Genomic DNA, 20,416 nt, shown 5'->3' with positions numbered 1-20,416 from the left:
TCGCGTGAATCCGCGCCTGTCCAGCTTCGTTACGGAGGCTAGACGGTTCCCACCGTGCGCAAGCGGGCCTTGGGATGCACTTCGTTCTGGCTCATCACCACGGTTTGGCCGCGGAACCGCTCGATGATGGATCGCACATAGGGGCGCACTTGCGGTCCCGTCAACAGCACCGGATTTTCGCCGGTCATAGCCGCGCGTTCGAACACTTCACGAACCACACGGATAAAGTCCTGAAGCTGGCTGGGGGCCATGGCCAATTGCTTGTCTTCGCCTGGCCCGATCAAGGCATCACCGAACGCCTGTTCCCAGTCCGGCGACAATGTAATGATCGGCAGGGCACCGTCCTCGCCGCGATGCTGCCAGCACAGTTGACGAGCAAGGCGGGTGCGGACGTGCTCGACCAGCGTGGTGACGCTGGTGCTGTGCGGCGCGGCCTCGGCCAGTCCCTCGAGGATCGCCGGAAGGTCGCGGATCGACACACGCTCGCGCAGCAAGGTCTGTAGAACGCGTTGGAGCGTTGTCACTGTCACGACCGAGGGGATGAGTTCCTCGACCAGCTTTTGCGTCTCTGACGGCAGTTCCTTCAGCAACTTCTGCACCTCGGTATAGGACAGAAGCTCGGCCATGTTCTCCTTGAGGATTTCCGTCAGGTGCGTGGTCAGCACTGTGGACGGGTCCACAATCGTATAGCCGCGGAAGGTGGCCTCTTCGCGTAGGGACTCGTCGATCCACGTTGCGGGCAGACCAAAGGCGGGCTCACGCGTGTGCTCGCCCGGCAGTTCGACCTGACGCCCCGACGGGTCCATGGCCATCAGCATGCCAAGGCGCACCTCGCCATTGCCGGCGTCCATTTCCTTGATGCGGATGCCATAGCCCTGATTGGGCAGGCGCATATTGTCCAAGATGCGCACGCTGGGCATGACGAAGCCGTATTCCTGAGCCAGCGAGCGGCGCAGGGCGCGGATTTGATCGGTTAGGCGACGACCTTCGAGGTCGTTGATCAGGGCCAGCAGCGAATAGCCCAGTTCGATCTTCACATCATCAATGGTCAGAGCGGTCGAGATAGGCTCTTCGACGTCCGACTTGGGCGTGGTCTCCACCACTTCGACAGGCGGCGGCTTAAGGCGGTTACGCCCCAGGCGCCACGCCATAAACCCCGCGCCTAGCGCCAGCGCCGCGAACGGCAGGATAGGCATGCCCGGGATAAGTGCGATCAGACCGGAGGTGCCCGACACCACGCCCAGCGAAACTGGGTTGGTCGCCATCTGCGCAACCAGTGCCTTGTCAGCGGCACCCTCAACACCCGCCTTGGTGACGAGGAAGCCCGCGGCGACCGAGATGATGATCGCCGGAATCTGTGTGACCAGACCGTCACCGACCGAGAGTTGCACATAGGTATTGGCGGCATCACCTGCCGGCATACCGTGCTGGATCACACCGATCAGCATACCGCCGATGATGTTAATGAAGGTGATGATCAGGCCGGCGATAGCATCGCCGCGAACGAACTTCGAGGCACCGTCCATGGCACCGAAGAAGGTCGATTCCTGCTCCAGTTCCTTACGGCGAATCTTGGCCTGGTCCTCGCTGATGATGCCAGCCGAGAGATCGGCGTCGATGGCCATCTGCTTGCCCGGCATGGAGTCCAGGGTGAAGCGGGCCGACACTTCGGCGATACGGGTCGCACCCTTCGTGATGACCACGAAGTTCACCACCAGCAGGATGGCAAAGATAATCAGACCGATGACGAAGCTGCCGCTCATCATCAGTTCGCCGAAGGCCGCGATGATGGCACCCGCAGCCGCGTGACCGCTGTCGCCGCCGGACAGGATCAGTCGCGTGGACGCGATATTCAGGCCAAGTCGATAAAGCGTAGAGACCAGCAGAACCGTCGGAAAGATGGCGAAGTCCAGCGGCCGCTTCATCATCACAGCGGTCATCAGGATCAGCACGCTGGAAACCAGCGAGATGGCCAGCAACAGGTCCAGCATGAAGGCCGGAACCGGCAGGATCAGCAGCAGGATGATGCCGATCACACCGGCTGCCATGCCCACTTCGCCGCGCAACAGCCAGCCTAAAGCGTCCCGCCCTGTGGGGCGAGCCATGCCGTCCTTCATGAAGGATGGGGCATCAGCCATGGCGGATGTTCACGACGCAGCTTTGCATTATCGCCACTGATGACAGGATTCGGTCATGGTCAGACAGGGCCCGACGCAATCACAACGGCGCGTGTGGCCTCGGCGATAGCCTGCTCGCGTCCTTCGGGGGTGGATTCGGGCGAACCGTGGAAATAGATCGCGATCACCACGGGATGGCCGGTCGCGGTGGTGATCACCCCGATGTCGTTCGTGGGGCCATAACCGCCCGTTCCGGTCTTGTGCGCCACCGTCCATCCGTCCGGTAGACCCGCCTTGATCCGGTCCTTTCCGGTGGGCGTGTCGCGCATCCATTTCAACAGTTCAGCCTTCGACGCCGCATTCAGAGGCGTGTCATCGGAAATCAACAATCGCTTGATGTTGGACATGCTCTGCAGCGGTTGGATCGTGTCCTTGTCGCCGTCCAGACGGTTCATCTCGGGCTCGAAGCGGTCCACCTTCGTGGTGGTATCACCGATGTCGCGATAGAACTGGCGCATGGCGTCCAGTCCGCCCATCTCGCGCAACAGGATGTTGGCCGCAGGGTTATCGCTTTCCTCGACCGTACCCTTCATCAGGGCGCGAATGGACAGGGTACCGCCCACGGCTTTCCCGGTGATCGGGGCGTGCGAAATCATATCCGACTGAGTGATCGGAACCTGACGTTCGAGGTCTTCCAGACCCTGTTGGGCACGCACGAACATGGCGGCGGCAAGGTACATCTTGAAGGTCGAGCAATAGACAAACCGCTCGTCGAAACGCCATCCGTTGGTCGTATCGCCAGCCCAGTAAGCGAGTCCCAAACGGCCCTTAAAGCGTTGTTCAAGCTCGGTAAAATCTAAGCGAGGTATGGGCACCTGCTGGCTTACGGCAGGCTTGCAACCGACCAGCGGCAACGCACCGGCTCCGATGAGAATGGTGCGTCGGTGCATCATGCCACTATCCCGCCGATCCATAGGCATTGGCCACGCCCGATTGCGGAGCCGGAATAGTTGTGCCCTGCTCGGCATACTCGTTCAACTTGTTCCGCAGGGTGCGGATCGAGATGCCGAGAATGTTGGCCGCATGGGTGCGGTTGCCAAGGCAGTGGCTCAAGGTGTCGAGGATCAGGGTCTTTTCCATCTCCGCAACGGTCTGGCCCACGAAGCTGCGATTGAGCGCATCGGCGACCTGAGCGGCCTGACCGGCAACGCCTGGATCATAGGCGGCAGCCGCAGGCGCACCCGCCATCGCACCACCCAGCAGAGGGCGACCGTCCGGCAGACGGATGGCATCGACGTCGATCTCAGGTCCGACCGACAGCAGCACCGCGCGGTGCATGGCGTTTTCCAGCTCGCGGACGTTACCGTGCCACGGATGGGCCGTGACAGCGCGAATGGCCGCAGGAGCCATAGGCTTAACCGGCACCCCGTTGGCAGCGGCGTATTTCTTGACGAAATGCTCGGCCAGAACGGCAATGTCGCCCGGACGCTCACGCAGCGAAGGGATACGCAGATTGACGACGTTCAGGCGGTACAGAAGGTCTTCGCGGAAGCTGCCCTCGGCCACCGACTTGGCCAGATCGCGGTTTGACGTGGCGATGATGCGGATATTGACCGGCACGGGCTTGCTGCCGCCTACGCGGTCAATGACGCGTTCCTGAATGGCGCGCAGCAGCTTGGCTTGCAGTCGCACATCCATTTCGGAGATTTCGTCCAGCAGCAGGGTGCCGCCGTCGGCTTCCTCGAACTTACCTATGCGGCGCGCAACAGCGCCGGTGAACGCGCCCTTCTCGTGACCGAACAGCTCGGATTCCAGCAGGTTATCCGGAATAGCGGCGCAGTTGACGCTGATGAACGGCTTGTCGGCGCGGCGCGAACGGGTGTGCAGGTGACGGGCCATCACCTCCTTACCGACGCCGCTCTCACCGGTGATCAGGATGGAGGCCTCGGAGCCTGCGACCTGATCGGCCAGTTGCACAACGGCCCTCATCGCCGGATCGGCAAGGATCATCGGCTTGGCATCGTCGGCCACCGCCGACAGCACCGCTGCGATCAGTTCGGCATCGGGCGGCAGAGGGATGAACTCTTTCGCGCCCGCACGGATGGCGTCTGCGGCCTCCCGCGCGTCGGCGTCCACGCCACAGGCGACGACCGGAACGTGGATGCGCTCGGCTTCGTTGGCGGCGATCAGCGAGGCAATGTCGATGCGGTAATCGACCATCAGCAGGTCGGCACCCTGCCCGCGACGCAGTTGCTCGGTCGCCTGATCGGCGCGCTCGACGTGGTTGACCTTGGCCCCGTGGGCCATGGCCATCTTCACTGCCGTTGCCAGCTGACCGCTCAGGCGGCCCACTACCAGTAGACGCATCATCGGGCTCCTCTAATCCTTCATTCGGTCGCTGATCAGGCGCCCTTGTCGTCCGTCTTGATGATTTCGGTCATGGTCACGCCGAGGCGGTCCTCGACCAGAACCACCTCGCCGCGTGCGACCAGACGGTTGTTCACGAAGATATCGATGGCCTCGCCGACCTTGCGGTCCAGCTCCAGCACCGACCCCTTGTTCAGTTTCAGCAGTTGCGAGACAGACATGTTCGCCTTGCCCAGCACAGCCGAGATGTTGACCGGCACGTCGAACACAGTGGCCAGATCAACGGCGGTCTTTTCGCCGACGTCGTCCGGCAAGGCCATGGCGGTGGAAGCACCGAACTCTTCCAGAGGCAGATCATCGGTAGCCATCAGAAGGCACTCCCGTCAGAGAAGGTGGGGGATTGGGCTGGTTCGCCGCCCGACAGGACAGCGGCAATACGTTGGCGCAGACGCTCTTCGACCTCGGCCGGATCAAAGCCTGCGCGACCATCGGTCCATTCTAGCGAGAAGGCTGCGGCACGGGGCGCGTCATCGCGGAACACCACCAGGCCCGAGAAGCCGGCCTGCTGGCACAGTTGCTCGATCTGGTGACGCCCCTCGGCATCGAGGTCGCGAGCGCGGATGACCAATCGCGGCGACGCGTCGATCTCCTCGGCCAGTTGTTCGATGGCGGCTTCGAGCGGGCGGCGCGGATAAAGCTCCATAGCCGAAGACGCCAGAGCGCGTGCGCAGGTCAGGCTCAGTTCAGCCGACTGACGACGGTGATCGTCGACAATCGCGCCAATGTGTCCCGCGGCTTCCACTACCGTCTGGGCTACAGCGGACAGGGCATTGGCCCGCAAGGCTTCGACTTCGGTCAGGGCCTGTTGGCGGCCTTCCAGACGAGCCTGAGCGACCATAGCCTCGACCTCTGCGGGCAGATAGCTGCGCTTGGGCGGCGTCCAGTGGGACGGCTGCACCACGCGACCGTCGGCATCGAACTCGGTGTCGAAGATAAATGGGCGGGCGTTGGTGGGGATGGTGTTCATCAGTAGATCAACTCGTCATCGCCGCCTTGACCGGCCAACATGATCTCCCCGCGCGCGGCCAGATCCTTGGCGACCTGCACCATTGCCATCTGCGCGGCGTCGACGTCCTTGAGGCGCACAGGGCCCATCGACTCCATGTCCTCGCGCATGATCTTGGATGCGCGTTCGGACATGTTGGAGAAGAACATTTCGCGCAGGGCGTCGGAGGCCCCCTTCAGGGCCATACCCAGCTGGTCCTTCTCGACGGCGCGCAACAGGGTCTGCACACCACCGGGATCCAGCTTGGAAAGGTCCTCGAACACGAACATCAGCGAGCGGATACGCTCGGCAGCATCGCGGTTGCGCTCTTCCAGCGCACCGATGAAGCGCGCCTCGGTCTGGCGGTCGAAGCTGTTGAAGATTTCGGCCATCAGTTCGTGGCTGTCGCGCTTGGACGTGCGGGCGAGGTTTGACATGAACTCGGTGCGCAGCGTCTGCTCGATCTTGTCGAGAATGTCGCGCTGTACCGGCTCCATACGAAGCATGCGCTGGACGCACTCGAGAGCGAAGTCTTCCGGCAGGGCCGTCAGCACGCGCGAGGCGTGTTCCGGTTTCACCTTGGACAGGACCACAGCAACGGTCTGCGGGTATTCGTTCTTGAGGTAGTTCGCCAGAACCGCCTCGTTCACATTGCCCAGCTTGTCCCACATGGTGCGACCGGCAGGACCGCGGATTTCCTCCATGAGGGCATCCACGCGGTCGGCAGGCATAAAGGACGCCAGCAGACGCTGGGTCTGCTCGTAGGAACCCATCAGGGCTCCGTTACCGCCCAGACCCGAGACGAACTCGACAAGGATTTCCTCGACCACCGCAGCGGTGACGGTGCCTAGGCCAGCCATGGCCTGGGACACTTCCTTGATCTCGTCGTCTTCCAGACGCTCCCACAGCGCAGTGTGTTCTTCGCCAAGGGACAGCAGGACGACCGCCGCCTTTTCAGGTCCCGTCAGCTTACGGGCATCCTCTATGGACGGCGCTTTTGCGATCAGACGGGCGGCCATCAGGCTTCATTCATCCACGCGCGAAGGATCGCGGTGGATTCCTCTGGGTGGGCTTCGACGAAGTCCGCCACCTTCTTGATCGACGAGGCTTTCACCTGGCCTTCGATGCGGGCGATGTCGATGCGCTGCTCGACTTCGCTCGGCGCAGCGAGCAGTGCTGCTCCTTCACCGGCTGGCAGAGTACCGCCAACAAGTTGTTCTTCCACCGGCGTCACACCCGCCACGGCCAAGGCCTTGGACGGCTTGTCAGAGGCGCTCTTGAGCAAGGGACGCAGGACGAAGAAGATCAGCAACAGGGCGGTAATCGCCAGCACCGCCAGTTCGATGCCGCGCATGATGTCGTTCTTGTCGAAAGCCAGCTTCGACATCAGGCCCTCGGCCTCGCCACCCGCGCCATTACCAACACCTTCGGCGTCGCGGTTGAAGCGGACATTGATGACTTCGATCTTATCGCCGCGCTCGGCGTCGATGCCGACAGCAGCCGCGACCAGTGCCTTAATCTGCTCGACTTCCTCGGCGGTGCGAGGGGCATAGGCGGGCGCACCTTTGCCGTCCGCAGCGGGGGTATATTTGCCGTCAACAGCCACCGACACCGACAGGCGCTTTACCTCGCCCGGCTCGCGCACGGTTGTGGTGGTGGTGTTGGAGATTTCGTAGTTGGTGGTTTCGGTGTTCTCGGCCGTGGTCGACGCATTGTCGGCCTGCGCCGGATCTTCGCCACCCGGGATGTTGTTGGTTGCCGTCACACCGCCCAGGGGGACGCCGGTGGTGTCGCGTGATTGCGAACCGTTGGTCGAGGACGAACGAACGACTTGGCCATCCGGATCGAACTTCTGTTCCTGAATGGTCGCGCGGGTGTGGTCGATGTCGGCGGTGACTTGCACACGGGCAGCGCCTGCGCCGACGACACCTTCAACGATGTCCTTGATGCGGGCCTGCATCTGGGCTTCGGTCGTGGCCTTGGCTTGCTCTGCCGTGGCCGAAGTGAAGCCTTGGTCTTCCGACCCAGCCGCCAACGTGCGGTTGGCCTGATCGGTGACGGTAACTTTGTCGGGCTTCAGGTTCGGCACCGAGGAGGCCACGACATTGCGGATGGCGCGGATTTGGTCCGGCGTCAGGTCGCGGCCCGACAGACCCACAACCACCGCTGCGGTCGGATCAATAGCCGCGGACTGGAACAGTTCACGGCGCGGCATGGTGATGTGGACGCGTGCGGAGTTGATGCCGCGCATCGACATGATGGTGCGCGACAGCTCGCCCTGGAGCGCGCGTTGCTCGTTCAGGTTTTGCTGGAACTCGGTCTGGCCCAGTACCGACTGGTTGTCGAAGATTTCGTAGCCAACCGAACCGGACGTCACCAGCCCCTGCCCTGCCAGCATCAGGCGGGCCGCGCCCACGTCATCACGGCTGACGAAGATGGTCGAGCCATCCCCTTTGGCGGAGTATTTGATGCCGGCCGTGTCCAGCGCCGCGCTGATTTCCGCCGCTTCACGCAGGTCGAGATTGGAATAGAGCAGCGCGTCGGGCGACTGGCCCACACGCAGCATAATGGCGACCAGCACCGCAGCCACACCGGCGGAAACGCCCAGCACGGCGGCCAGACGACCGATCCCGAACTTTTGTATTGCCGCCGTAAAGCCGCCCACGCGCCCCGCCCATCAGACACATTCGAAGCTTTACTGCTCCGCTAGGCAGAAAGTGCCGCGTGTTTGGTAAACGCCACGTTAAGATGGGTTAAGAAGCTTTGCGTAAACGGCGTTCGAGGAATCAAAAAAGGGCGACCCGAAAGCCGCCCTTTCAATGCATTGCTGCCGTAACGTCTTAGCCAGCCAGTGCGGCGGCCTTTTGCTCGGCCGCAGCCTTGATACGCTCTTCGGCGATAGCGTCGGCGATCTGGTAGGTCGGCTTTTGCTCGGCCTCGGCGCGCACGAGGATTTCCTCGAACGTTTCGATCAGGCGAGCCAGCTTGGTCTCAACCCATGCCGGATCGAATGCCGTGCCGTTCTGGCGCGCATTCATTTCTGCGGCCACGTTGATGATGCCGCCGCCGTTGACGACATAGTCCGGCGAATACAGGACGCCGCGACGGTGCAGTTCGTCACCGATGTCTGGCGTGGCCAGTTGGTTGTTGGCGGCACCGCAGATGGCCTTGACCTTAAGCTGATCGATGGTCGTCGGGTTCAGCGTCGCACCCAATGCGCACGGCGCATAGATGTCAGCCTCTACCGAGTAAATCTCGTCCGGCGAGACCACGGTGGCACCGGTCTTTTCAGCGACAGCCTTCAGGTTGTCCTGGTTGACGTCGGTGATGATCAGCCTTGCACCGGCAGCATGCAGCTTCTCGCACAGGTAAGCACCGACGTGGCCGACACCCTGAACGGCAACCGTCAGGCCCGTCATGTCCGACTTACCGAACAGGCGGCGAGCCACGACAAGGTTGGAGCGGAACACGCCCTCGGCAGTCACCGGGCTCGGGTCTCCCGATGCTTCCGGACCGTCCTTCAGGCCCAGAACGTACGGCGTGACCTTGCGGGCTTCGGCGATGTCCTCGACCGAGGTGCCGACGTCTTCAGCCGCGAAGTAGTTGCCACCCAGACCGTTCAGGAAGCGGCCAAAGGCCTTGAACAGTTCAGGGGATTTCTGCGTGCGGCTGTCACCGATGATGACGGACTTGCCGCCGCCCATCTCCAGATCGGCGATGGCGTTCTTGTAGCTCATGCCCTTCGACAGGCGCAGCACGTCTTCCAGAGCTTCGGCGGCGGTGGCGTAGTTCCACATGCGGGTACCGCCAACAGCCGGACCGCGAGCGGTCGAGTGGACTGCGACGATAGCTTTCAGCCCGGTTTTCTCGTCATAGAACGAGTGTACGCCTTCGTGCTGCGCGAAACTGGGAGAATCAAAAAGGGTCATGCCGTACTGGCCTTTCCTGGGGGTATTTTTATTCTTCGCGCATACGCTCAAGGTCGAACGACCGCAAGTCGCAGAGCGACGTATTCCCCAAGGTAAAGATCAGGATCAGGGTCGTTCGATGGCAGAACGCACCGGAAGTGCCCCTGAAGGCAGGGATTTACCCTCCAGCCAGGCCTCGACATCGGCATAGACCGTCTGGGCATCCATATCGCGGTTCAGCAAATGCCAGCCATTCGGATAATAGGCTGTCGTCAGGTTCGGGTTGCTCCGCGCCCTGTCCAGCGCCAGCCGCGTCGCCCCTTTGTTGACGATCTGGTCGGAAGCTCCATAGGCCAAGAGGGTCGGCACCCGCACATGAGCCAGATTGACGCTGGCCTCCTCCATTAGATCGACCAATCCGTACAAGGCGTCAAAACGCGACGACAGAAGGAAGCGGGGATCGCGCCCGTTACGCAAAAGCTCGACCACATTATCGGTGGCTCGAATGCGTCGCGTGGCGAATGACGGCGGCTCGACCAGACGCGAAGGCGCAATATGGGCGGCCGTCCACAGACCGATACGGTTGAACGGGTTCTGGCTGGACCAGCCCCACACGGCGGGAGCCAACAGGATCAGGCGGTCAGCTTGCGGGGGTCTAGCCGATGCAAAGGCCGTGATGCCTATCGCGCCGCCCATACTCTCGCCCGCAACGGCGATGGGCGTATCAGGATATCGGGCGCGCACCAGAGCGACCACAGTGCGCAGATCTTCGCGGCTGAGTTCCGGGTCGGTCCACACGCCCTTGTTCGGAGCGCCGCCAAAGCCCCGCTGGTCATAGGCCCAGACCTCTATGCCCTGCTCTGCCCACCACGGTCCGGCCAACCGGAACGATGCAGCATGGTCATTGAACCCGTGCAAGGCAATGACGACCGCCTTGGGTGGCCCCTGCGTCTTCCAGCGCAAGAACGGCAGACTTGCCCCGTCCTGAACCACGAACTCGCCTATGCCCAGTGGCCGCTCCCCAATGCGGGGACCGGCGAATCCAGCGGGGGCTGGCACGGCCTGCTGAACCACCGGCGCGCAGGCGGCCAACCCCGCCAGGGCCATCGAGAACAAAAGGGCGCGCATGGCACTCATAGGGTCATCGTTCCTTGTGGCAGGTCCGAGCGAACAGAAAGCGGCGGGCTTAGAATATCACTCACGCGCTGGCGTAGATGCGGCACCACATCCTCCTCGAACCACGCATTGCGCTTAAGCCATGCCGTATTGCGCCATGAAGGATGGGGCAGCGGCAATAGTTGTGGCCCGTATTCGCGCCACGCCCGCACAGTCTCGGTCATGTTGGATTTGGCACGATCTCCAAGGAACCAGTCGATCGAATACGAGCCCACCAAGAGGATCAAATCCATCTGCGGCAAGGTCTCGAACAACCGCTCACGCCACAGGGCCGCGCAGCGCGGCGGGGGCGGATAGTCGCCGCCCTTTGGATTGGTGCCGGGGAAACAAAAGGCCTGTGCCGCCACGCCGATGCGGTGATCGGCATAGAAGGTGTCGTAATCAACCCCCATCCATTGGCGCAGGCGATCGCCGGAGGGGTCTGTAAAGGGACGTCCGCTCTCGTGAACGCGGCGGCCCGGTGCCTGACCACAGATCAGCAGCTTGGTTTCGGGAAAGACCCAAATGACCGGACGGGGCGTATGCGGCAGGTATGGCGCACACGCCCGACAGGCGCGGATCTCTCCCAGAAGCTGGTCCAGATCAGAAGTCGTCTTCATCCTCGACTTCAGGCTTGGGCGGCAATTTGGACACGGCCAGCGCCGTTTCGTCTGCCGTCGGCAGACGCAGGCGGGTCACGCCACGGAAGGCGTCCGGATCAACCGGCTTGCCCTTTTTGGTGATGGTCAGCTTGCCCTGACGCATCAGGCCCAGCGCCGTGGCGCGGACTTTCGGCAGCATGCGCTGCCATTGCTCGGGCTGCAGGATCTTGGCAATTTCAGCCGGCTCGACGCTCTTGCCTTCACCCAGTTGGTTCAGGCGGTCGAGGATTGCGGATTCGATGGGGTCGCTCATAGCCGCCCTTATGCGTCAGGTCCGCGCCGGAAGTAAGGCCCGACGTTGATCGGTGACGGTCCCAAATATGAAAAAGGCGGCCCGCAGACCGCCCTTTTCGCTATTTCAGCCCTGCCGATGCCGCAGGTCGCGCATTGCACGCGGCCAACCAGCGATTGAGGTTCTGGTATTCCTCGGGCGGACGGTATTTGACCAGACGGCCAAAATCGATGCCGCAGGCGGCGACAATATCCGCCAGCGAGAAACGGCCCGACAGGTATTCGTTATCGGCAAGATGGCGATCCAGCGACTTCATGAACCGCTCGGCACTGGCCTTGTTATAGGCCCCCACTTCGGGGACCGGTGCTTCCAGCGCGGAAAGCGCCGGATGGGTCATGCGCACAAACATCATCATCGGATTGGCCAGATAAAGCTCGGCCCGACGGGTCCACATCTCGATGATCGCCGCTTCCTTGGCATCGGTGCCCAAGAGGTTCGGCTCGGGATAGACGGTTTCGAGATAGCGAGCGATGGCAACCGTTTCGGTGAAACAGGTGCCATCATCCAGTTCGAGCCCCGGCAAATGACCGAAGCCGAACTTGTCGCGATAGGCGGGCTGCCTGTGCTCTCCGGCCAGAAGATTGACCTCGACGATCTCGATATCGTCGATGTTCTTCTCGGCCAGAACCCACGCCACGCGGCGCGGGTTCGGAGCCATACGTGTCGTATAGAGCTTCACTCGCCTTCCCTCCGTTTCTTTTAGAAACGAAGGTTAAGCTCCAAACAGTGCCGACGGCAAGGCACCGACGATACAGGCGGTCATCAGGGTGGCAAGGAAGCCGCCCAGCAGTGCCTTCCAGACCAGACCCAGAACCTCTGGACGACGCTCCGGCAGGAGCACGGATAAACCGGTCACAGTGATGCCGACCGAGCCGATGTTGGCAAAGCCGCACAGCGCATAGGTCATCAGCATGCGGGTACGCTCGCTCATCGCTTCAGGGGCGATCTTGCCCAGTTCAATGAAGGCCACGAACTCGGTCAGGGTCAGTTTGACGCCCAGCAGCCAGCCGGCCTTGGACGCCTCGGCCCACTCGACCCCGGTCAGCCATGCGATCGGGGCGAACAGGACACCCAGAATGCGCTCGACCGAAAGAGCTTCCCCGCCCAGCCAGAAGTTGCCCAGGATCACGTTCACCAGCGCGACGAATGCGACGAAGGTAATCAGAACCGCCGAAATGTTCAGCACGACCATCAGGCCGTCAGCCGTGCCTTTAACGATGGCGTCGATGGCACTGTCGTATTTCAGGGCCGAGTTGTAGTCGGCCTTCTCGCCGCCCTCGCCCGGCTTTTCCGGAATGATGATACGCGCCAGCAGCACTGCGGCCGGAGCCGAAACGATAGAGGCGACCAGCACGTGACCGGCGGCGTTCTTCAGGACCGGAGCCAGAATGGTCGCATAGGCCACCATGGTCGAGCCCGCGACAGTGCCGAGGCCCACCACCATCATCAGGAAGATTTCAGAACGCGACAGCTTGTCCAGATAGGCGCGGATAACCAGCGGTGTCTCTACCATGCCCAGGAAGATGTTTGCCGCCACTGCCAGCGCCGATGCACCGCCAAGGCCCATGGTGCGCTGGAACACAAAGCCGAAGCCGAGCGTGAGCCACTTGAGGATGCGCCAATGCCACAGCAGCGCCGACAGCGCCGAGATCACGATCACCAGCGGCAGGACGTTGAAGGCGAAGGTGAACAGCGCACCCTGATTTTCAACGACATAAGGCTGGTCGCCACCTGCCAGATAGCCGAACACGAACTGTGTGCCCTTGGCCGTGGCCTGTTCCAGACCCTTCACCGAGTTGTTGATGGCATCCAGCACCACCTGCGATCCGGGGATAGCGAAGGTGGCAAGGATCAGCGCGGCCTGCAGCAGGATGGCACCGATCGCCAGACGCCATGGAAAGCGTTTTCGGTTTTCGGAAATCGCCCAGCAGCCGCCGACGATAACGGCAAGACCCAGAAGGCTCTGGAGGTTGAGTAGGTTGAACATTGGCCCGGCACATCTACGCCGGACAGTCCGGCCTGATCCAAACTCCGCTTGAACGACAGGCTCGCCCGTAAGGCAATAGGTCGCACCACCCTAATCGACCGAAAACTGCTGCTTCTTTGGTCTGAATCGCAAAGGGCAGAGCGTCTATGACGCCCTGCCCCTTTAAATGCGGTATCGCCTAATGTTCGGCGATTACAGTTCGCCGCGCACCAGCTTGCCGTAGTCTTCCATTAGGCCCAGGCTGATTTCACCCGGCGTGAAGGTGTATTCGCCGACCAGACCCACTGGCGTCACTTCCGCCGCAGAGCCCGTCAGGAAGCATTCGCTGAAGTCGGCCAGCTCTTCCGGCAGGATGTTGCGGACCACAACCTCGATGCCCTTGGCCTTGGCCAGATCGATCACAGTCTGACGGGTGATGCCGTTCAGGATGTTTGACACGTCCGGCGTGTGGATCACGCCATCCTTGACGAAGAAGACGTTGGCACCGGTCGCCTCGGCGACATAACCGCGCCAGTCCAGCATAAGTGCGTCGGCATAGCCGCGCTGCTCGGCGGCGTTCTTGGACATGGTGCAGATCATGTACAGGCCCGCAGCCTTGGCGGTCGACGGAGCCGTTGCCGGATCCGGACGGCGCCATTTGGCCCACTCCAGACGAATGCCCTTCTTCTTCACTTCAGGGTCGAAGTAGGACGGCCAGTCCCAGACGGCGATGGCCAGATGGACCTTGTTGCCGATCGACGAGACCGAAAGCTTGTCGGCACCCAGATACGCCACTGGGCGAATATAGCAGTCTGTCAGACCGTTACGGGCACAGGTGTCCTTGCAGGCCTGATCAATCTCGGCCACGCTGTAGGGAATCTCGAAGTCGAGCAATTCGGCCGAGCGCTTCAGGCGTTCACTGTGTTCAGTGAGCTTGAAAATCTCGCCATTGTACATGCGCTCGCCTTCGAAAACTGACGAGCCGTAATGGAGGCCATGGGTCAAAACGTGCGTTTTTGCTTCGCGCCAGGGAACGAATTCCCCGTCGAACCAAATCCAACCGTCGCGATCATCGAAAGGAACTATGGCCATTTGCAATACATCTCCCTGCACCTGCGGCCGTTTTAGACCCCTATCGGTGCCCTACGTCAACGCCGATAACCACGAGATTTCTACCGGAGCGCCCCGTTGAGCCTTCACGATCCCCGCAGCAGCAGCCGTTCCGGCCCTGTCGCCTCCGCTGGCAGCGGTCGCCATCTTCTCATTGTCGATGACGATGATCGTATCCGCGAACTGCTCAAAGAATTTCTGGCGCGCGAAGGCTACCGCGTTACCGGTGCGGCTCACGCCGGCGCGGCCCGCCGTCTGGTGGAGTTGATTGAGTTCGACCTGATCGTGCTGGACGTGATGATGCCAGGCGAAAGCGGTTTCGACCTGACCACTTGGATCCGCTCGCAAGCGGCTCTGTCAAAGACGCCTGTGCTTCTGCTGACGGCCAAGGGCGACCCGAACGACCGCATCGAGGGCCTGTCACGCGGTGCCGACGACTATATGTCCAAGCCGTTTGATCCGCGCGAGCTGTCGCTGCGCATCGAAGCCATCCTGCGCCGCACCGGGGGCAAGCCTCTTACGGCCAAGGAAATCAAGATGGGCCCCGCCGTCTTCAATATGGAGCGGCTGGAGCTGACCGTGAACGGCCAGCCTCAGCGCCTGACCGAGGCCGAAGCCCAACTGCTCAAGACTTTGGCCATCAGCGCCCATGCGCCGGTAGAACGTATGGCCCTGTCGCCCGACACCGCCGACATCACCGGTCGGGCCGTCGATGTTCAGGTCACACGCCTGCGCCGCAAACTTGAAGTCGATCCCAAGAACCCGCGCTACCTGCAAACCGTGCGCGGTATAGGCTATATGCTGGCTCCCGACTGATCGGCGGAGCGTAACTGTCATGCGGCTGATGCCGTTCAACGTCTGGACACGGTGGATCAAGCGCCGACTTCCGACCTCCCTGTGGGGCCGGTCGCTGCTGATCATCATCATTCCCGTGCTGATCATGCAAGGTGCGGTGACCTTCGCCTTCTTCGATGCACATTGGCAGACCGTGACCTCGCGCCTGTCGGAAAGTTTGGCGGGCGACATCGCTTGGGCGGCAGAGAGCTATCGCGACGATCCTTCGCCGGAAAATCTGGCGGTCATTATTGATCGCGCCGAACGCAACATGCAGTTGTCGATCGCCTTTCAGGAAGACGCCAAACTTCCTGAAGAAGAGCGCCGCGGTGCGATAGGGGTCGTTGACCGGACGCTGGAAGCCGCCTTGCAGATGCGCGTGAGGGAGCCGTTCTGGTTCGATACGACCCGCTATCCGGCCTATGTCGACATCCGCGTTCAGGAAGAGGGCGGCGTGTTGCGCATCATCGCCCCGCGCGAGCGTGCCGTTGCCACACAGGCCCACATCTTCGTCCTGTGGCTAATGGGGGCGACGGGCCTTCTCTTGGCTGTGGCGGTGATCTTCATCCGCAATCAGGTCCGGACCATCGAACGCCTCGCGGCTGCCGCAGAGGCGTTCGGGCGCGGCGAGTCCGTCCCCCGCTTCAAACCGCACGGTGCACGTGAAGTCCGCGCCGCCGCCAGCGCGTTTCTGGAAATGCGCTCGCGCATACAGCGGCACATCGACCAGCGCACCGCTATGCTGGCATCCGTCAGCCACGACCTTCGCACGCCACTGACTCGTCTGAGGCTCGAACTGGCTCTGGCCCCTCCATTCAAGCGTGCCGACGCCATGCGTGGCGATCTGGACGAGATGGAGCATATGATCGACGAATACCTCGCCTTTGCACGCGGCGAGGCTGGCGAAGCAGCCCAACCGGTCAATGTGCGCGAGGCACTGGAACGTGCTGCGGCCGACGCACGCGGCATCGGTGCCGAAGTCGAGGTCGATGCGCCAGAAGGACTGTCCGTTCCTTTGCGCCCCCTCGCCTTCCGGCGCGCTCTTAGCAACCTGACCGGCAATGCAGCCAGCCATGGTGAGCATGTGCGCCTGTCCGCGCGTGCCCTCGCTTCGGGCGGCGTGGAGTTTGTGGTCGAAGATGATGGCCCCGGCATTCCCGAAGACATGCACGACGAAGCCTTCCGCCCCTTCTCTCGCCTCGATCCGTCGCGCAGCCAGAACCGGAAGGGCGTCGGGCTGGGCATGGCTATCGCGCGCGATGTCGCCCGCGGCCATGGCGGCGATATCGTTCTGGGCCGCAGTGAGCTTGGCGGCTTGAAGGCTTCAATCCGCCTGCCCGCCCCCAAGGAATAGTTGAGCTACCCCCTAGATTTTACACACGGAAACAACCATGTTCGTGGAGTTCCAGGGGGGCCTGGAAATAGGAGTGTTCAACATGCGCTCATTCGCGAAAATGGCCGTCGTCGCCGCTGCTTTGACGGTCGCAACATCTGGAACCGCTCTGGCTCAGCCGGAAGCGATCAACATCACCATCTCGCCAAAGTTCGCTCATCAGGTCGAGAAACTGGGCGAGCGTGAAGTGGACGATCAGATCGCCGATCTGACCCGTGAACTTAACCGCACGCTGGAACGCCGTGGCGCACTTCAAGGCGCGACGCTTGATCTGGTCATCACCGACCTCAAGCCGAACCGCCCGACCATGCAACAGATGGTGGATCGTCCCGGTCTGGACCCGATCCGCAGCCTGTCGGTTGGCGGTGCAGCGTTCGAAGGCACGGTCACCACGGCCGATGGCGTGAAGCACGACGTCAAATACGACTACTATTCCCCGACGATCTATGACTCGCTGGGTTCTGCAACGTGGGCCGATGCCAATCGCGCCTATCTGCGCTTCGCCACCAATCTGGCGAACGGTCGCTTCGTTACGCGCTAAGCTCGGTCGATTTATCGACAGCCGCTTTAACGGCGCCTTTGACCGGACGGTCGAGGGCGCCGTTTTCGTTTAGCACCACCAGACCAGCCTGCGTGACACCGCCCGGCGAGGCCACGCGGTCGATCAGGGCATCGAGGCTCTCGTCACCCACAACGCCCGCAGCAGCCGAACGCAAGGTCGCACGAGCCAGTTTGACAGCGACATCTTCCGGCAGACCTTCCGCGACGCCGGCCTGAGCCAACGCGCGGGTAAAGGCAAAATAATAGGCCGGACCACAGCCCGACACAGCCGTCGCAGCATGCATCAGGTCTTCGCTGGTCAGGACAGCCGTCTCGGCAATCGGCTCAAACAGCGACAGGCCGATATTCATAGCCGCCTGATCGGACGAGCACAGGCTGGCCACGCCCTTGCCTTGCGCCACGCCCGTCGTCGGCATGACGCGCACCACGCGGCGACCGCCAAAGCCCGCCGAAATAGTGACTTCGGGAACGCCCGCCATAACCGATACGATCACGGCTTCGGGGTTCAAATGTTGAAGGATGGGTTGGGCCGCTTCGACCCATTTTGCGGGCTTCACACCGATCACGAAGGCCTTGGCGTGGGCCAGTGCATCCAACGCCGGATTAATCTGTGCACCCAGCGCCCTCGCCTTTTCGGCAACAGGCTTTTCGCTGGGGGTCAGGATGATCAGGTCTTTGGGATCAACCGCGCCTGTCAGCAGCCACCCTTCAAGAATGGCTGACCCCAGACGACCAACCCCTTGAAGAACAACTGCATTAGACATTTTAGGCGTTACCTACGGTTTCAAACAGACAGGCGTCGATGGCTTCCTGCGGCTTCTTCGAGCCGCGGCTCATAAAATCGAACGCTGGGTAATAACGGTCCGCAGCCTCGACGGCTGCATCGATCATGGATGCGGCCTGTGCCAGGGTCGGGCGCTCGCCGTGCGGCAGGGCAAGTGCGTGGCGGAAGACGATCTCGCCCTCGTCCGGCCAGATCTCGAAATGGCCCAGCCAGGTGCGCTGGTTGATCATCGAAGCCAGCTCATAGGCTGCGGTGCGGCGGCTCTTGCTGACGCGAAGGTCCAGAGCGAGGCACAGTTGCAGGCAGTCCCCTTCGGGGCGCCACGCAAACCACAGTTCGTAGTCTTTCCAGCTGCCCGCGAGGGCAAAGGCCAGGTCACCATCATCCGTACGGTCGAACGGCAGGTTCTCCGCAACAAGAACGTGTTCGACCACGTCCAGCGGATCAAAAGGCAGTTCGACCTCGTCGGGTCTAGCGGCGTCCATCAGGGCTTCAACTTCTCAAACTGGGGCGACTCAACTGCACCGCCACAAGGACGGTAGGCGTGTTCGGAGATTCGGCTCAACCGACCGAATCTTACGATTCTGTGGAGGGCTTGTTGTTGTCGCCCTTGAGTGCCGCAATCTCGGCACGCAGGGCGGCGATTTCCGCCTTCAGCACGTCGAACTCGTCGCGACGGACCAGATCCAGTTCGGCCACCAGACGATCGGCCTGAGCCCGCCACGCGGTTTTGGCTTCTTCACCTGCAGCCTGGGCCAAGCCCATAGCGCCAGTGGTCATCTTGGCGATTTCATCGAGAATTGGATTGCGGGTCTGCATGAGAGCCTCCCATCCGGTCCGGTTAACAAAAGCTCACCCGAATTGGTGAACGAAACCTTTCAATCAGGTGCTTCGCCGGTTTGTTCAAGCGTATTGCCAAATTTCGAAGTTTTCCGACGTGATTATTCGCCAAGTCACGGGATTCGAACGCATTCGGGCAGGTTCATGCCGTCTGCCCGCTAGACATCATCGCGGGGCGACGGGACTCTCCCAACTTGCTATATCCTTGGCGAACTGATCGCGCAGGAGCCTCCCCTTTGCCCTTCCCAGAGTTTGATCCGGTCCTGATCCACCTCGGCCCCTTGCCGATCCGCTGGTATGCGCTGGCCTATATCGCCGGCATCGTTCTGGGCTGGATGTATGCGGCGCGTTTGGTGAAGACCCCGCGCCTTTGGGCGGGCGGCAAGCCGCCGATCACCGGACCGCAACTGGACGATCTGGTATTCTATCTGGTGCTGGGCGTTATTCTGGGCGGCCGTCTCGGCTATGCGCTGTTCTACAATCCGGCTCTGTACGCCCAGATTTTCACCGGTAATACGTGGGGCGAGCGTCTGGAACTGCTCCAGATGTGGACCGGCGGCATGAGCTTCCACGGCGGCTTCCTCGGCGTGGTGATCGCCGCGACCCTTTTCGCCGTCGTCAAGAAAATCCCCGCGCTCAGCCTTGGGGACGTGATCGCACCTGTTGCTCCTATCGGCCTGTTCTTTGGCCGGATCGCCAACTTCATCAATGGTGAACTGTGGGGCAGAGAGACGACCGTTCCTTGGGCTATCCGCTTCTGCAACCAGAAGATTCTGGACATCTATGGCCAGTGCCCCGCAGGCAATGCGCCGCGCCACCCCAGCCAGCTTTATGAAGCGGGTCTGGAAGGTCTGGCGCTGTTCATCATCATGTCTCTGGCCATCTGGAAGTGGAAGGCGTTCAAGCGTCCGGGTCTCGTGATGGGCATCTTCCTCGCCGGTTACGGCGTCTCTCGCGCGGCGCTGGAGAATGTGCGTCAGCCCGACGCCCACCTGTCGAACCTGCCTTTTGGCCTGACGATGGGGATGATGCTGTCTACGCCGATGATTATCGTCGGCTTGATCCTGATCGCCCGCGCCCTGAAGCGCCCCGCCCTACAGGACTGATCACGTGACCGTCTCCTCCCCCTCCGACGGCGCAACACAGAGCCTTAAAGACCGCCTTATCCGCGAAATCATCCTGACCGGACCGATGACGGTTGCGGACTATGTCACCCGCTGCCTGCACGACCCCAAGGACGGATATTACGCGACGCGTCCTGCTCTGGGTGAGCGTGGTGACTTCATCACCGCTCCGATGGTCAGCCAGATGTTTGGCGAACTCATCGGACTTTGGGCGGTCGAGGCATGGCAGCGTCTGGGCGCACCGGAGAAGGTGCGTCT

Annotated in this window: 21 protein-coding genes and 1 pseudogene; 5 read left to right on the top strand and 17 right to left on the bottom strand. The window is 61.9% G+C overall.

All coding sequences use genetic code 11. The annotated features are described in order from the left end of the window. Positions 1-38: 38 nt before the first annotated feature. From flhA to OB03_RS06685, 14 genes are all read right to left on the bottom strand, one after another. A complete protein-coding gene (gene flhA / locus OB03_RS06750) occupies positions 39-2,138 on the bottom strand; it encodes a flagellar biosynthesis protein FlhA (protein WP_242913881.1) in 2,100 nt (699 codons plus the stop codon). A gap of 59 nt (positions 2,139-2,197) precedes the next feature. Beyond that, positions 2,198-3,070, bottom strand: coding sequence for a class A beta-lactamase (gene bla / locus OB03_RS06745; protein ID WP_461343619.1), 873 nt, complete (start codon positions 3,068-3,070; stop codon positions 2,198-2,200). Positions 3,071-3,074: 4 nt separating this feature from the next. Beyond that, positions 3,075-4,484 (bottom strand): sigma-54-dependent transcriptional regulator FlbD, encoded by a 1,410-nt coding sequence (gene flbD, locus OB03_RS06740; protein ID WP_461343618.1) that lies wholly within the window; start codon positions 4,482-4,484, stop codon positions 3,075-3,077. A 35-nt stretch (positions 4,485-4,519) separates the two neighbouring features. Beyond that, on the bottom strand, positions 4,520-4,852 hold the full coding sequence (fliN, locus tag OB03_RS06735) for a flagellar motor switch protein FliN (protein ID WP_242913879.1): 333 nt from the start codon (positions 4,850-4,852) through the stop codon (positions 4,520-4,522). Further along, the gene (locus OB03_RS06730; RefSeq protein WP_242913878.1) at positions 4,852-5,511 is read right to left on the bottom strand and encodes a FliH/SctL family protein; all 660 of its coding nucleotides are present in this window, start codon (positions 5,509-5,511) and stop codon (positions 4,852-4,854) included. The genes fliN and OB03_RS06730 overlap by 1 nt, the downstream gene beginning before the upstream one ends. Further along, positions 5,511-6,548: a flagellar motor switch protein FliG gene (fliG, locus tag OB03_RS06725; RefSeq protein ID WP_248286912.1), complete on the bottom strand. Its 1,038-nt coding sequence runs from the start codon at positions 6,546-6,548 to the stop codon at positions 5,511-5,513. Before fliG ends, OB03_RS06730 begins: the two co-directional genes overlap by 1 nt. Beyond that, complete coding sequence (fliF, locus tag OB03_RS06720) at positions 6,548-8,194, bottom strand: flagellar basal-body MS-ring/collar protein FliF (RefSeq protein ID WP_461343617.1); 1,647 nt, start codon at positions 8,192-8,194, stop codon at positions 6,548-6,550. Before fliF ends, fliG begins: the two co-directional genes overlap by 1 nt. 175 nt (positions 8,195-8,369) lie before the next feature. Continuing rightward, positions 8,370-9,458, bottom strand: a complete 1,089-nt coding sequence (locus tag OB03_RS06715) for a Glu/Leu/Phe/Val family dehydrogenase (protein ID WP_461343616.1) — start codon at positions 9,456-9,458, stop codon at positions 8,370-8,372. Positions 9,459-9,563: 105 nt separating this feature from the next. Continuing rightward, complete coding sequence (locus OB03_RS06710; protein ID WP_461343615.1) at positions 9,564-10,574, bottom strand: alpha/beta fold hydrolase; 1,011 nt, start codon at positions 10,572-10,574, stop codon at positions 9,564-9,566. Further along, the gene (locus OB03_RS06705) at positions 10,571-11,212 is read right to left on the bottom strand and encodes a uracil-DNA glycosylase family protein (RefSeq protein ID WP_461343614.1); all 642 of its coding nucleotides are present in this window, start codon (positions 11,210-11,212) and stop codon (positions 10,571-10,573) included. The genes OB03_RS06710 and OB03_RS06705 overlap by 4 nt, the downstream gene beginning before the upstream one ends. Continuing rightward, positions 11,196-11,507 (bottom strand): DUF3253 domain-containing protein, encoded by a 312-nt coding sequence (locus OB03_RS06700; protein WP_461343613.1) that lies wholly within the window; start codon positions 11,505-11,507, stop codon positions 11,196-11,198. Before OB03_RS06700 ends, OB03_RS06705 begins: the two co-directional genes overlap by 17 nt. Positions 11,508-11,607: 100 nt before the next feature. After that, the gene (locus OB03_RS06695) at positions 11,608-12,225 is read right to left on the bottom strand and encodes a glutathione S-transferase family protein (protein ID WP_242913872.1); all 618 of its coding nucleotides are present in this window, start codon (positions 12,223-12,225) and stop codon (positions 11,608-11,610) included. Positions 12,226-12,258: 33 nt separating this feature from the next. Then, positions 12,259-13,533 (bottom strand): NupC/NupG family nucleoside CNT transporter, encoded by a 1,275-nt coding sequence (locus OB03_RS06690; protein WP_461343612.1) that lies wholly within the window; start codon positions 13,531-13,533, stop codon positions 12,259-12,261. A gap of 192 nt (positions 13,534-13,725) precedes the next feature. Beyond that, positions 13,726-14,604 carry a branched-chain amino acid aminotransferase gene (locus OB03_RS06685; protein ID WP_242913870.1) on the bottom strand — a complete coding sequence of 293 codons (879 nt, stop codon included), beginning with the start codon at positions 14,602-14,604 and terminating at the stop codon, positions 13,726-13,728. A gap of 96 nt (positions 14,605-14,700) precedes the next feature. Between OB03_RS06685 and OB03_RS06680 the strand changes: the two genes are divergently transcribed. From OB03_RS06680 to OB03_RS06670, 3 genes are all read left to right on the top strand, one after another. Further along, complete coding sequence (locus OB03_RS06680) at positions 14,701-15,438, top strand: response regulator (protein WP_242913869.1); 738 nt, start codon at positions 14,701-14,703, stop codon at positions 15,436-15,438. Positions 15,439-15,457: 19 nt separating this feature from the next. Continuing rightward, positions 15,458-16,810 (top strand): ATP-binding protein, encoded by a 1,353-nt coding sequence (locus OB03_RS06675; protein WP_461343611.1) that lies wholly within the window; start codon positions 15,458-15,460, stop codon positions 16,808-16,810. A gap of 82 nt (positions 16,811-16,892) precedes the next feature. Continuing rightward, complete coding sequence (locus OB03_RS06670) at positions 16,893-17,390, top strand: hypothetical protein (protein WP_461343610.1); 498 nt, start codon at positions 16,893-16,895, stop codon at positions 17,388-17,390. Here the strand turns inward: OB03_RS06670 and OB03_RS06665 are convergent. The 3 genes from OB03_RS06665 to OB03_RS06655 form a co-directional block, all read right to left on the bottom strand. After that, positions 17,380-18,174 carry a pyrroline-5-carboxylate reductase family protein gene (locus tag OB03_RS06665; RefSeq protein ID WP_461343609.1) on the bottom strand — a complete coding sequence of 265 codons (795 nt, stop codon included), beginning with the start codon at positions 18,172-18,174 and terminating at the stop codon, positions 17,380-17,382. The two genes, OB03_RS06670 and OB03_RS06665, sit on opposite strands and share 11 nt — an antisense overlap. Position 18,175: 1 nt before the next feature. Beyond that, on the bottom strand, positions 18,176-18,679 hold the full coding sequence (locus OB03_RS06660; RefSeq protein WP_242913865.1) for a type III secretion system chaperone family protein: 504 nt from the start codon (positions 18,677-18,679) through the stop codon (positions 18,176-18,178). A 91-nt stretch (positions 18,680-18,770) separates the two neighbouring features. After that, complete coding sequence (locus OB03_RS06655) at positions 18,771-19,013, bottom strand: accessory factor UbiK family protein (protein ID WP_242913864.1); 243 nt, start codon at positions 19,011-19,013, stop codon at positions 18,771-18,773. A 257-nt stretch (positions 19,014-19,270) separates the two neighbouring features. On the opposite strand from OB03_RS06655, the gene lgt reads away from it, so the two are divergent. Beyond that, positions 19,271-20,140, top strand: coding sequence for a prolipoprotein diacylglyceryl transferase (gene lgt / locus OB03_RS06650; RefSeq protein WP_461343608.1), 870 nt, complete (start codon positions 19,271-19,273; stop codon positions 20,138-20,140). An 85-nt stretch (positions 20,141-20,225) separates the two neighbouring features. Further along, a pseudogene (locus OB03_RS06645) lies at positions 20,226-20,416 on the top strand (class I SAM-dependent methyltransferase); the annotation flags it as partial.

The organism is Brevundimonas sp. GN22, from assembly GCF_054824005.1.
This window is presented reverse-complemented; position numbering and strand designations above follow the sequence as displayed.